General features: G+C 66.5%; 12 protein-coding genes. 7 read left to right on the forward strand and 5 right to left on the reverse strand.

The annotated features are described in order from the left end of the window. Positions 1-7: 7 nt before the first annotated feature. The 3 genes from ACZ1JW_RS18360 to ACZ1JW_RS18370 form a co-directional block, all read right to left on the reverse strand. Positions 8-841, reverse strand: coding sequence for a 3-keto-disaccharide hydrolase (locus tag ACZ1JW_RS18360; RefSeq protein ID WP_465143074.1), 834 nt, complete (start codon positions 839-841; stop codon positions 8-10). A 71-nt stretch (positions 842-912) separates the two neighbouring features. Next, the gene (locus tag ACZ1JW_RS18365) at positions 913-1,287 is read right to left on the reverse strand and encodes a C-glycoside deglycosidase beta subunit domain-containing protein (protein ID WP_465126769.1); all 375 of its coding nucleotides are present in this window, start codon (positions 1,285-1,287) and stop codon (positions 913-915) included. A 13-nt stretch (positions 1,288-1,300) separates the two neighbouring features. Continuing rightward, on the reverse strand, positions 1,301-2,293 hold the full coding sequence (locus ACZ1JW_RS18370; RefSeq protein WP_465143112.1) for a sugar phosphate isomerase/epimerase family protein: 993 nt from the start codon (positions 2,291-2,293) through the stop codon (positions 1,301-1,303). Between the two features lie 361 nt (positions 2,294-2,654). On the opposite strand from ACZ1JW_RS18370, the gene ACZ1JW_RS18375 reads away from it, so the two are divergent. From ACZ1JW_RS18375 to ACZ1JW_RS18405, 7 genes are all read left to right on the forward strand, one after another. Further along, positions 2,655-3,500 (forward strand): nuclear transport factor 2 family protein, encoded by an 846-nt coding sequence (locus ACZ1JW_RS18375; protein ID WP_465126770.1) that lies wholly within the window; start codon positions 2,655-2,657, stop codon positions 3,498-3,500. Positions 3,501-3,508: 8 nt separating this feature from the next. Continuing rightward, the gene (locus tag ACZ1JW_RS18380) at positions 3,509-5,071 is read left to right on the forward strand and encodes a carboxylesterase/lipase family protein (RefSeq protein WP_465143075.1); all 1,563 of its coding nucleotides are present in this window, start codon (positions 3,509-3,511) and stop codon (positions 5,069-5,071) included. A gap of 93 nt (positions 5,072-5,164) precedes the next feature. Continuing rightward, positions 5,165-7,624, forward strand: a complete 2,460-nt coding sequence (locus tag ACZ1JW_RS18385) for a DUF1592 domain-containing protein (RefSeq protein WP_465143076.1) — start codon at positions 5,165-5,167, stop codon at positions 7,622-7,624. Further along, the gene (locus tag ACZ1JW_RS18390; protein WP_465143077.1) at positions 7,621-8,973 is read left to right on the forward strand and encodes a DUF1552 domain-containing protein; all 1,353 of its coding nucleotides are present in this window, start codon (positions 7,621-7,623) and stop codon (positions 8,971-8,973) included. Before ACZ1JW_RS18385 ends, ACZ1JW_RS18390 begins: the two co-directional genes overlap by 4 nt. Further along, positions 8,966-10,270: an ankyrin repeat domain-containing protein gene (locus ACZ1JW_RS18395; RefSeq protein ID WP_465143078.1), complete on the forward strand. Its 1,305-nt coding sequence runs from the start codon at positions 8,966-8,968 to the stop codon at positions 10,268-10,270. Before ACZ1JW_RS18390 ends, ACZ1JW_RS18395 begins: the two co-directional genes overlap by 8 nt. Before the next feature lie 32 nt (positions 10,271-10,302). After that, a complete protein-coding gene (locus ACZ1JW_RS18400; protein WP_465143079.1) occupies positions 10,303-10,752 on the forward strand; it encodes a c-type cytochrome in 450 nt (149 codons plus the stop codon). 27 nt (positions 10,753-10,779) lie between these two features. Beyond that, positions 10,780-11,460: a cytochrome b/b6 domain-containing protein gene (locus ACZ1JW_RS18405; RefSeq protein ID WP_465143080.1), complete on the forward strand. Its 681-nt coding sequence runs from the start codon at positions 10,780-10,782 to the stop codon at positions 11,458-11,460. Here the strand turns inward: ACZ1JW_RS18405 and ACZ1JW_RS18410 are convergent. Next, positions 11,433-12,383, reverse strand: coding sequence for an NAD-dependent epimerase/dehydratase family protein (locus ACZ1JW_RS18410; protein WP_465143081.1), 951 nt, complete (start codon positions 12,381-12,383; stop codon positions 11,433-11,435). The genes ACZ1JW_RS18405 and ACZ1JW_RS18410 overlap by 28 nt on opposite strands. Positions 12,384-12,388: 5 nt before the next feature. Continuing rightward, on the reverse strand, positions 12,389-12,919 hold the full coding sequence (locus ACZ1JW_RS18415) for a phosphoribosyltransferase (RefSeq protein WP_465126778.1): 531 nt from the start codon (positions 12,917-12,919) through the stop codon (positions 12,389-12,391). Positions 12,920-12,987: the final 68 nt, after the last annotated feature.

The raw sequence follows: 12,987 nt of genomic DNA on the forward strand, positions 1-12,987 counted from the left end.
CAGCGGGTCAGTACGACCCCTGCTTGCGGGTCAGGGCGATTTCGGCCTCGGTCAGGTCGCGGATCATGACGTTGCGCATCAGGACTTCGGCGGCTTCGAATTCGAGCGCGATGCGTCCTCCGTTGAGCGGCTGGCCGCCCCGGTCTATCATGCGGAACAGGGTGTTGACGATTCGGCCGTTGACAAGGTGCGCCGCCTGGTCGCCGAAGACGACGAGGTCCACGGTGTTCCAGTCGTCGATGCGTTCGTAGGTGCCGGCGTGGCGGTGCCATTGGCGGGCGATGCCGCCGGCATTTATCGGTTCGGCATAGTCGGTGGGCAGGCCTGGGAAGTAGTTGGGCCAGAGCGGCGTGCCGCCGAGCAGCGGGCCTTGCAGCGCCTTGGTGTTGACCATGATCGCATCGCCGATGTCGCCCTCTTCGAACTGGAATTCGACGCAATCGGGGAACAGGCGGTCAAGCTCGGGGGCCATATGGTAGAGCAGGCCGGAATTGCGGCGCTGCCACCCGCGCGGGGCGAAGCGGCGCTCGCCGAAGCGGAAGTCCATGCGCAGGTGGTAGTTGGCGTGGGTGCCGGTCGTGGCGATGTGGCCGAAGCTGGCCTTATCGGGGCCGGTAAAGCTGCTGCCCAGCATGTGCAGCACACCTTTTTCGATGCGGATGGCGTTGTGCGCATCGCGGTTGCCTTCGCCGTCCTGGTAGATCGTCCAGCCATCGAGGTTGCGGCCATTGAACAGGGCGCGCCATGGGGAGGGCGCTGCAGGAATGCGGGCGATGGCGGGGAGGGCGGTTGTTGCTGCTGCTACGGCTAGGCCCTGCAGCATGGTGCGGCGGTTTGGCATTTGCGCTCCGTCCCTTGCGTTCCGTAACAACACCGGCGTCCCCGCTTTCGCGGGGACGCCGGGTTCGGGAATCAGGCGGCGAGTGCGAGGTCCTTGGTGTCCTTGGTGGTGGGCACGAAGGGCAGGTAGGAGACGCGGTTGCGCACGGCAAAAGTGATCGTGTGGGTGCCAGCGGAAAGGCCGCCGTTCAGCACGATGATCTGCGCCTTTTCGCCGAAGTTCCAGCGGTCGTCATAGACCGTTTCCATTTCGTCGAGCGTGTAGGTCTTGCCGCGCACGCTGAAGCGCACCGATTCTCGCGGCTGGACTTCGCCATCGACGGTGACCTGGATGTCCTCGATCATCGAAAGACCAAGGCCGCGGTAGTAGGGCAGGCGCCCGAGGAAGGAAAAGCCACCCTCCACGGACTGGAGGCTGCCCTCGACGATCATCTTGTTGTCCATCATGGGAAGGCTCTCCTTATTCTGCGGCTTCGCGGGTGGCTTCGGCGTCAGCCGATGCGGTGGGCGAGGTCTTGATCGTGGGGACTTCGGCTTCGCCCAGCAGGCGGGCGAGCATGACCTGCTGGCGGCGGACCTGTTCGACCGAGTCTGGCTCCTGCGCATCCTCGATCCAGCGGTTGCCTTCGTATTCCGAGCAGATGTAACCTTCGTAGCCGCCCTGCTTGAGGACTTCGACGATCTTGTCGTAGGGGATCGAGGGCTCCACGTAGTCCTCGTCCATCTGGTAGAACTTGCCGTGGATGTTGTGGATGCGCGGCATGTAGTCGAGCATGCGCTTGGGTTCGAACGCGGCGTTGTGGCGCAGCGTTTCGGCCATGGCGATGGCAGGGCCGGTGCCGCCCATCTGCTGGACATCGAGGATGACGTATTCCGAAAGGACGCGGTCCTCGTAGGCCTTTTCGACGTAGTCGGCGATGTTCTGCGGCACGCCGATGCGGAGGAACTTTTCCTTCCAAACGGGCGGGAACCTGAACAGGAACATGCCCATGTCGGGCAGGAAGCCGAGCGCGTCGGAGCCCGACTTCTCGAAGGCTTCGGCGTGGCGGATGATCCACGGATGATCGAAGTGCAGCGGGGCGTGGACCTCGATCAGGATCTTGAGCCCATGTTCTTCAGCGTAAGGCGCGGCGGCGACGAGCACTTCGGGGGCGATCGATACGAGCGCGCGGATGTACTTCATGCCGAGGCGGGCACCGAATTCGATGTCCTTCTTCACGCTGGCGACCTGCTCGTCGAAGGGCATGATGCGGCCCTTGTAGCGCTTGTAGTCGAGCATGAAGTCGTGGCTGACGGGGGTGCAGTCATACTGCTTGATCAGGCGGTGCCAGTTTTCGACATCGGCATCGGCCGCGCCATATTCGGGCCAGCCCCAGAAGGTCTGCTCGCCGATGATCTCGATGCCCTTGGCACCGAGTTCCGCGCTGGTGCGGATGCAGTCCTCGAGGGTCATCTTACCCTGGAAGGTCTCGTTCTGATAGGAATAGAGGCTCACGCCTCTCTTGATCTTCGACACACGTCACCTCTTGGCGGGGGTTCTTGCGGATAGCCGGGCACAGGCTGCGGTTCGGTTCAGTGCCGAGTTTACAGGTCGGACAGGGCTGGGGTTCGGGCCATTGCGGGCCGGATGCCTCTCGCTCTCTCCTGGGGTCTGGCGCCCTCTATTGGAATAGATATTCTACTAATTCAACCTCGCCGTCAAGGCCTGTCAATCGCCGCTTGACCCCATTTTAGAATCAACATACTTGTTTTGGTACCGGGCAGCAGCGAGCGCGAAGACGTGCCGCGACAGGAGCTGCCAATGGGAGAGCGACATGACAATTCATCACTTGCGCAAGGGCATGCTGGCGATCGGTGCGGCCACTCTGGGACTGGCAACGCCGGTGCTGGCCAAGGACGACGTTTCTGCCGAGATCGCCGCGCTCAGGGCTGAAGTCTCGCAGCTCAGGGCCACGGCCCAGTCTGCGCGCGACCGGGGGGATATCCAGAACCTGTTCTCGCGCTACATGTATCTGCACAACGCCTTTCACGATCCCGAGATCATTCCGCTCTGGGCGAAGAAGGGCACGCCCGGCATACGCGCGCAGTATTCGAACAACGGGGTCTATACCTCCTGGGAATCGATCACCGGCTATCACGCGCAGCGGCCCAATCCGGCGGGCAAGCTGATCTTCCACTACCTCGCCTCGCCGCTGATCGAGGTGGCGGCCGATGGGCAGACCGCCAAAGGCCTGTTCGTGATGGCGGGCGTGGAATCCGGGCTGACCGATCCCGAGGCGGCGAAGAAGGCGCCCGACTTCATGTACGTCAAGGACCTGATGATCGACGGCAAGCGCGTGTGGATGCACGAGATCATGGTCAAGTACGGCGTCGACTTCATCCGCCAGGACGGGCAGTGGAAGATCTGGCACCTGCATTGCTACGAAGTGGCGCGTTCGCCCCATGGCATGGGCTGGATTCCCTTTGCCGCCAAATCGCAGGACAACCCCTTTGCCGATGACCTGATGTACTTCGGCGAGGACGGAAAGCCGGTGCTGATGCCCAAGCCAGATGCGCCGGTGACCATGCGCAACAATCCCTATCGTACCGACACCGGCCAGACTTTGGATGCGCCGCCGCCGGTGCCCTATCGCACGATGAGCGAAACCTTCGAATATTGAGGCCGGACATGATGCGGAACCTTGCCGTCGCCGGGGCGCTGGCCCTTTCCTTCGCCGCGCAGGCAGGGCTTGCGCGGACAGTCGTCCCGACCAGTGGCGGCGCGGTGCGCGGGGTGGTGAAGGGGGGTGCAGAGGCGTTCCTCGGCATTCCCTACGCCGCGCCGCCGGTGGGGGCGATGCGCTGGCGTGAGCCGCAACCTGCGCCGGTCTGGCAGGGCGTGCGCGACGGATCGGCGTTCGGGGCTGTGTGCCAGCAGGGCGTGCCCGCGCCGTGGGGGCCGTACACCGCTGAATTCCTTGCCGCCCCGCCGATGAGCGAGGACTGCCTGACGCTCAACGTGTGGCGCCCTAAGAGCGCAGCCACGAAGAAGCTGCCGGTGTTGGTCTTCATCCACGGCGGCGGCTTCGGTGGCGGTGCGGGCAGCCTGCCGATCTATGATGGCGCGAAGTTGGCGGCGAAGGGCGCCGTGGTGGTGACGATCAACTACCGCGTTGGCGTGCTGGGCTTCATGGCCCATCCCGCGCTCACCGCGGAATCGCCGCTGGGGTCATCCGGCAACTACGGGCTGCTTGACCAGATCGCCGCGCTGAAATGGGTGCGGGCCAATGCCGGCAAGATTGGCGGCGATGCTGGCAACGTGACCGTCTCGGGCGAGAGCGCGGGCGCGGCATCGGTGGCGGACCTGATGGTCTCGCCGATGGCCAAGGGCCTGTTCGACAAGGCCATCGCCTTCAGCGGGGCGAGCATGGCGGTGGACGTGCCGCCCCTGAAGCAGAACGAGCAGATCGGGAGCGACCTTGCGGCCAAGCTCGGCAAGGCGAGCATTGCCGACATGCGCGCGGAGCCCGCCGAGGCGCTTGTCGAGGCGACGCGTTATGTTCCCGGCGCCAGCAGCGGGCCGCCGCGGCTGATGTTCGTGCCCAATGTCGATGGCAAGGTGGTGCCGTTCGATCCGATCCGCCCAAGCGGCCCTGTGGCGAGCCCGGTGCCGCTGATCTCGGGCTACAACAGCGCGGAGATGATCGACCCCTCGGTGCGCACGCCTGCGCAGTTCGAAGCGGCGGTGCGGGCGCGCTATGGTGCTTCTGCCGAGCGTCTGCTGGCGCTTTACCCACACGCGACGGACGCCGAGGCGGTGGCATCGAACACGCTGATCGCGCGGGATCGCTACATGGCGGGGCTGCTGCTCTGGGCGCGCGAGCGCACGCGGACGGCGCAGCAGCCGGTCTTCGCCTATCTCTATGACCATGCCTATCCGGCGGTGAACGGCGGGCAATCGTGGGGGGCCTTCCACTCTTCGCAGCTGCCCTATGTGTTCGGCAATATCGGCATCGGCGAACGGGCGTGGAAGCCTGCAGACGATCGCGTTGTCCGGCAATGGCAGGACCGTCTGCTGGCATTCATGCGCAGCGGGGTTCCGGGCAAAGGCTGGGCGAAGGTGTCGAAGACCGGCGCGACGGTGATGGGGCTGGGCGACCGCGAAGGGATGCGCCCCGCCGTGTCCTCGCCCGAACGCTTCGAGGCCTTCCGCGCCTATGCGGCAAGCGGGGGCAAGCTCGGCCTGATGTGAGCGCCGCTCGTCCGGGGGTGCGCGATTTATCGCTATGGGTCGTGCCGTTAATGGCAATGGACGCGTGCACCCCCGCCCGATAGTCCCGCGCCAATGGCAAAAGGGGCGCGAATTCTATTGGGCCTGAGTGGGCTGCTCGCAGCGTCGAGCCTGCTGCTGTCCGCGCAATCCGGGGCTGAGCCTGCGGCTGCTGCACCTGACGCCTTGGCGCAGAGCCGCGCCGCCATGGTCGAGCCGATGCTCGATAAGTTCTGTTCGCGCTGCCACAACGATTTCGATCATGTCGCCGGGCTTTCCGTGGCCGATCTCAAGGCTTCGGACCTTGCAGATGGCCGCAATGCGGAAGCCTGGGAGAAGATCCTGCGCCGCATGGCGACGGGTGAGATGCCGCCCCATTCCAAGCCGCAGCCGGAATTGGCCCAGCGCGCCGCCGTAGTCGAATGGCTCGACAGCGCGCGGGCGCAATATGTGGCGGCGCATCCCGATCCCGGCCGCAGCGCGGTGCGACGGTTGAACCGCACCGAGTATGCCAATGCGGTGCGCGATCTGCTCGGCGTCGAGGCGGATCTTGCCCGCGCCTTGCCGCCGGACAATTCGGGCTTCGGGTTCGATAACATCGCCGATGTGCTCAGCGTCTCGCCCACGCTGATGGAGCGCTATGTCGCGGTGGCGGGCAAGGTGGCGCGGATGGCGACCGGGCTGGTGCCGACGCGGCCTTTCGTGACGACATGGCAGGTGCCCAAGGACGGCTCGGTGATGAACGGCGGGGTTCCGGCCTACAACGAGCGCGCCGTCGATGCGTTCGGCGCGGGCGACCTGCCGCTGGCCTCGCGCGGGGGTACGGCGGTGCGCTATGTCGCGCGGGCCGATGGGCTTTACGATATCGTCGCGTGGCTGAACTCGAACACCAATAACGAGACCGACCGGCTGGTCGAGGACCGCTATTCGCTGCGCGTGGGGTTGAGCGCGGGCGAGCATCGCATCGGCGTATCGTTCCGCCGCCAGACCTGGCCGGACGAGAGCGTGCAGTTCTTGCGCAACAACACCGACTACGTGCCGCTGCCGCTCGACACGCCGAAGCTCCTGCCAATGGACGTGTGGGTGGATGGCAAGCGGGCGGGCACGGTGCAGGTGCCTTCGTGGCGGATGCACCCGCGCTATTCGCAGCGCAATTTCCCGCGCGACGTGCTGCAGCTGGACGTGGCGGGGCCTTTTGATGCGAAGGGCGGACCGCCACGAACTCCGGGGCTTTTCCAATGCCGTCCGCGCAATGCGGCGGAGGAAGGGCCTTGTGCTCAGACTATCGTCTCCGCGCTCGCGCGGCGGGCGTGGCGCAGGCCGGTAACGGCGGCGGATGTTGCGCCCTTGCTGCGCATCTATGGCGCGGCGCGGGCGGGGAGCAGTTTCGAGCAGGGCATCGAGGCGGCGGTTGAGGCGATCCTGGTATCGCCGCAGTTCCTGTTCGTGGTGGAAAGCCCGCCCCCTGCAGGGATTGCGGGTGCGGCCTATGGCGTGTCGGACCTCGATCTCGCCACGCGGCTCGCGCTGTTCCTGTGGAGTTCGATCCCCGACGAGCGGCTGCTGGCGCTGGCCGAGCAGGGGCGGTTGCGCTCCCCCGGCGTGCTCGATGCCGAGATTGCGCGGATGCTGGCCGATCCCAAGGCGCAGGCGCTGACCGAAAATTTCGCAGGCCAGTGGCTCTACTTGCGCAACCTCGATCAGCAGCGCCCGGACATCACCGAGTTTCCCGATTTCGACACCCGGTTGCGCAGCGCGATGGCGACCGAGACGAAGATGTTCTTCGCCTATGTCATGGGCGCGAACCGGCCCGTGACCGATTTCATCCGCGCCGACTACACCTTCCTCAACCAGCGGCTGGCGCGGCATTATGGCATCGCGGGCGTCAGCGGCACGGCGTTTCGCAAGGTGGCGCTGGACCCTGCAACCACGCGCGGCGGGCTGCTCGGGCAGGCGAGCATCCTGACGGTGACCTCCTATGGCAACCACACTTCCGTGGTGAAGCGGGGCAAGTGGGTGCTCGACAACATGCTCGCCTCGCCGCCGCCCCCGCCGCCGCCCGATGTGCCCGCGCTGAAGGCCGAGCATGACGGGCGCAAGCTGACCGCGCGCCAGCAGCTGGAACTGCATCGCGCCAACCCGACCTGCGCCGCCTGCCACGCCAAGATGGACCCGCTCGGCTTTGCGCTCGAGAACTTCGACGCGGTGGGCGCCTGGCGGACGGTCGATGCGGGGCAGGACATCGACAATACCGCCGTGCTGCCCGATGGCCGCGCGATTGCCGGGTTCACCGGACTGCAGCAGGTGCTGATGGAGCGGCGCGACGAATTTGCGCAGGCCTTTACCGAGCGGCTGATGACTTATGCCCTCGCGCGCGGGCTGGGGCCGCAGGACATGCCCGCCGTCCGCGCCATCGCGCGCAAGGCGGCGCAGGAGGACTATCGCGTGCAGACTATCGTGCGGGGGATCGTGACCGGTCCGGCGTTCACCATGCGGCGGGCTCCGGGGCTGAAAGTGGCGCAGGTGCAGCGATGATCGTGCGCCGCGCCCCTCTTTCGCGCCGCACGGTACTGCGCGGGCTGGGCACGACCTTGGCGCTGCCGTTCCTCGAGGCGATGATGCCGAGCGCCAAGGCGGCAGACATTGCGCAGCGGCCCAAGCGGTTGCAGGTGTTCTATACGCCCAACGGCATGACCATGGCGGAGTACCGGCCCGTGGGGACGGGGGCCGATTTCACGCTGCCGCAGACGCTTGCGCCTTTGGAGCCGCATCGCAAGGACTTGCTGTTCGTGACAGGGCTGGGCCATCCGCAGGCAGCGGCATTCGGGGATCGACCGGCGGGACATGGGCGGTCCTGTCCGGCGTTCCTGACCGGCGCGCATGCCAAGCAGACCGAGGGGCCGGACATTCGCTGCGGCGTATCGATGGACCAGGTGTTCGCCGCGCATCTGGGAGAGGCGACGCAGCTTCCCTCGCTTGAACTCGGCATCGATCAGGCGAGCCTGCTCGGCAGTTGCGACATCAACTATTCCTGCGCCTATACCAATGGCATCTCGTGGGCCACGCCGACGGTGCCGCTGCCGGTGACCGCCAATCCGCGCGACGTGTTCGAGCGATTGTTCGGCGATGGCGAGGCGCTGGACGAGACGAGCCGCCTCGCGCAGCTGCGGCGGCAGAGCTCGATCCTCGATTTCGTGCGCGAGGATGCGGCGCGGCTCTCGGGCGCGCTGGGCATGGAGGACCGGCACAAGCTGGACGAGTACCTCGACGCCACCCGCGCGATCGAGAAGCGGATACAGCGGGCGCAGGGGGCTCCGGCGGCCTCGGCGCAGGGGCCGCAGGGCACTCCGATGCAGGCTCCAGCGGGCATTCCCGATGACTTTGCGACCCACGTGAAGCTGATGATCGACCTGCAGGTGCTGGCGCTGCAGGCGGACCTGACGCGGGTCGGCACCTTCATGATCGGGCGCGAGATTTCGAACCGGACTTATCCGGAAATCGGCGTGCCGGATTCGCACCACATGCTCAGCCATCACGGCAAGAACCCGGACAAGATGGCCAAGCTGGCGCTGATCAACCGCTATCACATGACTTTCTTCGCCTACATGCTGCAGCGGCTGAAGGACGTGCGCGATGGCGAAGGGTCGCTGCTCGATACCATGCTGGTGCTGCGCGGATCGGCGTTCGGGGATTCGAACGACCACGATTTCATGGACTTGCCGGTGATCGTGGGCGGCGGGCTGGTCTCGGGCGGGCGGCACCTGACAGTGGCGCAGGGGACCTCGATGTCGGACCTGATGCTGGCCGGGCTGAACCTGCTGGGCGTGCCTGCCACCAAGTTCGGGGATAGCAGCGGGCCGCTCAAAGGGCTGGCCGATGCTTGAGCTTGTCGCCGCCTTGCTGCTCACGGGCGCCTCGCCGGTGGCGGACGCGATTGCGGCGGACGATGCGGCGGCCTTGCAGGCGGCGCTGTCGGGTGGTGCGGATGCCAATGCGCCGCTCGACTATGGCGAGAGCCCGCTTGCCCGCGCGGTCGAGGTGCAGGACCCGGCGCTGGTGGCGGCGCTGCTGGGCGCGGGGGCCAAGCCGAACCTTGCCGACGCCAATGGGCTGACGCCGCTGGCTTTGGCCTGCGAGCGGGGCAATCCGGCGATTGTCTCGGCGCTGCTTGCTGCCGGGGCCGATCCGCGCAAGGCGGGGGCGGAAGGGGCCTTGCCCTTGTCGCTCTGCGCGCGGTTTGCGCCTGCGGAGACCGTGGCGGCGCTGCTCGCCAAGGGGGCCAAGGCCGATGCGCCCGATCCGCGCGGGCAGACGCCGCTCATGTGGGCAGCGTCGGCGGGCAGGGTGGATGCGGTGGCGCTGCTGGTCAAGGCCGGGGCCAAGGTCAACCGGGTGACGCCTGCCGGATTTACGCCGCTGTTCTTCGCCATCGCGGGCGGGAATGCGGATGCCGTGGCGGTGCTGGTCGATGCCGGCGCGGACCTTGGCCATCGCGGGCCGGAGAATACGAGCGCGCTGCAATTGGCGCTTTACCAGAAGAACTGGGCGGCGGCGCAGTTGCTGCTGGCGCGGCGGGGCTGGGACCTTGGCGAGATCGACCGCAATGGCAATCGCCCGCTCCATGTTGCCGCCGCGGCGGGGCAGGGCGCGCTGGTGGCGGCGTTGCTCGAAAAAGGGGCTGATGCCAATGGCTTGACCGGGCCTTCGCGGATCACCTGGGTGACCGAGGCGAACTTTGGTGTGGCGCCACCGCCCAAGTCTCCAACTCCCCCCCTACTCGCAGGGGCAGAAGGGGGGCAGAGCGGCGTCATGCGGCAACTCGTCGAGGCAGGAGCACGCCGCGACGTGGTCCTGAGCGATGGCACCAACGTCCTCCTTGCAGCGGCTTCGAGCCATAGCCCGGAGGCGCTCGAATATGCCCTGACGCTTAGCCCCGATGTGAACTTTGCCGATGCCAATGGCATGACTGCGCTGCACCGCGTGCTGGGCGGGGGGTGGCATCCGGGGCTTGAAGCCATGCTCCGCCTGCTCGCCGCCAAGGGGGCGCGTACCGACCTTGCCGACAAGTTCGGGCGCACCCCGGCGGCCATGGCCGAAGGTGGCCTTGCCACGGTGCGCGAGGTTTACGCCAAAGTCTTTCCCCAAAAGCCGCCTTCCGCGCTGGCGCTGAAGCCGCTTTGATTTCATCTGCGTTCTATCGAGGATTCCGACCCATGATGCGCTCTGCTGTTCTTGCTCTTGTTCTTGCCGCTACCGGCGCCTCGCTCGCCGTCGCTGCCTCGCCCGCCGATACGATTGCGGCGCGGCAGGCGAACTTCAAGAAGATGGGCGGGGCGATGAAGGTCATCAAGGACGAGCTGGCGGGCGGGGCCGACAAGGCCAAGATGGTGGGCGCTGCCAAGACCATCGCCGCGATGGCGCGCGCGCAAGGGCCGCTGTTTCCCAAGGGCACCGGGCCGGGCGCGGGGGTGAAGACCGACGCTCTGCCCGCGATCTGGACCGACCGCGCGACGTTTGACGGCCATGCCAGGAAGCTGATCGCCGAGGCGGACAAGCTGGTGGCCGTGGCGGGCAGTGGCAATGCGGCAGCGGTGGGCGCGCAGTTCAAGGCGGTTGGCGGCACTTGCGGCGGATGCCACAAGGCGTTCCGGGCGGACGATTGATCCGGCGCAAAGGTAGGGGGCAGCGCTTTGACAGAGGGCAAGGTTGGCGTGTGGGACGTGCCGGTGCGGTTGTTTCACTGGTCGTTGCTGGGGCTGTTCTGCTTTTCGTGGTGGAGCGGGGAGAACCATGAGATGGACTGGCACCGGCAGTCCGGTCTGCTGGTGCTTGCGCTGCTGCTGTTCCGGCTGTTCTGGGGCCTCGCCGGATCGCGCACCGCGCGGTTTGCGCAGTTTCTGAGAGGGCCCGGCGACGTCATCGCCTATGCGCGCAAGGCAGGCGACGAGCATCCCACCGACGGGCACAACCCGCTGGGCGGGTGGAGCGTGGCGGCGCTGCTGCTGGTGCTGCTGACGCTGGTCGGCGCCGGGCTGTTCGCGGTCGATGTCGACGGGTTGGAATCGGGGCCGCTGGCTGACTACATCAGCTTCGATGCGGGGCGGCAGGCTTCGGAGATTCACGAGATTGCGTTCAAGGCGGCATTGGCGCTGATCGGGTTGCACGTCTGCGCGATCGGTTACTACCAGTTCCTCGTCGGGCGCGATCTGGTCAGCCCGATGATCACCGGCAAGCGCGAGCTGGCACCGGGCGAGAGCGCGGAAGGGGTGCGCTGGTCACCGTTGCGGGCGTTGATCGGCCTGGCCGTGATCGCCGCGCTGGTCTGGGGGGTGTCGAAGGGCTTTCACTTCTCGAGCGCTGGCGAGGTGTAGGACGGATCGTGCGCGAAAGGCAGTTCGCGGCCCTCGCGCAAGGCCTCCAGCACCTCGGCAAAGCCGGTCCTGCAGCGGAAGCCAAGGCGGCGTTCGGCGTGTGATGCGTCGTAAACCCGGCCGATGCTGGGGGGTAGAGTCCAGCCTTTGGCGGCGTAAAGCGCTGCGGCATCGGGGAAGTGGCGGGCGATGACACTGCGCGCATCCGCCTTGAGTTCGCGCACCTCGTTGCGGCTGAACGGGGTCGGCGCGGACAGCACGAAGATGTCGAAGCCGAGGTCCGGCGCCTGATCGAGCGCGGCGATGTGCGCGTCGGCGGCGTCTTCCACCGTCAGGCGGCGGTTGAGCAGTTCGTTGGCCTTGAGGTTCTCGCCCGAAGGGGTGGCGTGGGTGTCATCGTCTTCGGGAAAGAAGCGCCCTGTGCGAAGGACCATGGAGGCAAGGCCGTGTTCGTGCGCGTAGAGGCGGCACAGGCCCTCGGCGGCGAGCTTGGTCACGCCGTAGATGTTGCGCGGGGCGAGCGGGCCGGTCTGTTCATCGAGCCAGACGGCCTCGCTGCCCGCTTCGTCACGCACCTGCTGGCTGATCATCAGCGAGGTGGTGGAGGTGAACACGAAACGGTCATGCCCTGCCGCTTTTGCTGCCTGCAGCAGGTTGAGCGTGCCGGTGACGTTGACGTCGATGAAAGTCTGTTCGCCGTAGCGGACGATGTCGGGCTTGTGCAGGGCGGCGGCGTGGATCACCGCGTCGACGCCTTGGGCGAAGGCCTGTTCGATCACGGCGCGGTCTGCCACCGAGCCGATGATCTGCGTTTCCGGACCTGCCGCGACGTCCAGCCCGAGGACCTTGTGGCCCTGTTGGCGAAGGCGGGGGGCGAGGGTGCGTCCGAGCCAGCCGGACGATCCGGTGAGCAGGACGCGCATCGCGCTCAGGCGAGGCGTTCGGGGACGGCTTGCGCTTCTTCGGCCAGCGTATCGGCGGTCATCACCGCTTCCCATGGGAACACGAACCAGCGCTTGTCAGCCGCGCGGTCGATCACTTCGGCGGTGTAGTCGACGCGGGCCTGCGAGCGGCAGTTGTCCATCAGCACGGCGAAGCGCAGGTTTTCCTTGTTGCAGCCAAAGTCTGACAGGAGCTTGCGGATATAGACGATTGTGCCGCCGCTGTCGTTGATGTCGTCGACGAAGAGGAGGCGGGTGCCGTCAGCCGATTTGCCCGCGACCTTGCCCAGCAGTTCATCGGCAAAGCCGGGGACTTTCGACGAATGGTCGATCGAGAGCATCGGCACTTGCAGTTCGTGGCTGATGTAGACCGCCGGAACCAGCCCGCCGCGCCCGATGCCGATGATGAAATCGGGCTTCCAGCTGTCTGCCGCCAGCGTCCGCGACAGGCCGCGCACTTTGGCGAGGAAGTCCTCGTAAGCGATGTAGTTGAGCACCGGAGGGGCGGAATCGGTCATGTTCCGGACAATACCTTGGCAGATGTACGAGATTCGCGGGGTATCGCGTGACGGGGTTGCGTGCAATT

It is taken from the genome of Novosphingobium sp. BL-A-28-Hi1-0D, assembly GCF_055521755.1.

Bases quoted from the DNA above. Each gene is read 5' to 3' on its own strand.
- ACZ1JW_RS18370 (WP_465143112.1), bottom strand. From the start codon at position 2,293: ATGACCCTCGAGGACTGCATCCGCACCAGCGCGGAACTCGGTGCCAAG.
- ACZ1JW_RS18395 (WP_465143078.1), top strand. From the start codon at position 8,966: ATGCTTGAGCTTGTCGCCGCCTTGCTGCTCACGGGCGCCTCGCCGGTG.
- ACZ1JW_RS18415 (WP_465126778.1), bottom strand. From the start codon at position 12,919: ATGACCGATTCCGCCCCTCCGGTGCTCAACTACATCGCTTACGAGGAC.
- ACZ1JW_RS18385 (WP_465143076.1), top strand. From the start codon at position 5,165: ATGGCAAAAGGGGCGCGAATTCTATTGGGCCTGAGTGGGCTGCTCGCA.
- ACZ1JW_RS18400 (WP_465143079.1), top strand. From the start codon at position 10,303: ATGATGCGCTCTGCTGTTCTTGCTCTTGTTCTTGCCGCTACCGGCGCC.
- ACZ1JW_RS18380 (WP_465143075.1), top strand. From the start codon at position 3,509: ATGATGCGGAACCTTGCCGTCGCCGGGGCGCTGGCCCTTTCCTTCGCC.
- ACZ1JW_RS18375 (WP_465126770.1), top strand. From the start codon at position 2,655: ATGACAATTCATCACTTGCGCAAGGGCATGCTGGCGATCGGTGCGGCC.
- ACZ1JW_RS18390 (WP_465143077.1), top strand. From the start codon at position 7,621: ATGATCGTGCGCCGCGCCCCTCTTTCGCGCCGCACGGTACTGCGCGGG.
- ACZ1JW_RS18365 (WP_465126769.1), bottom strand. From the start codon at position 1,287: ATGATGGACAACAAGATGATCGTCGAGGGCAGCCTCCAGTCCGTGGAG.
- ACZ1JW_RS18410 (WP_465143081.1), bottom strand. From the start codon at position 12,383: ATGCGCGTCCTGCTCACCGGATCGTCCGGCTGGCTCGGACGCACCCTC.
- ACZ1JW_RS18360 (WP_465143074.1), bottom strand. From the start codon at position 841: ATGCCAAACCGCCGCACCATGCTGCAGGGCCTAGCCGTAGCAGCAGCA.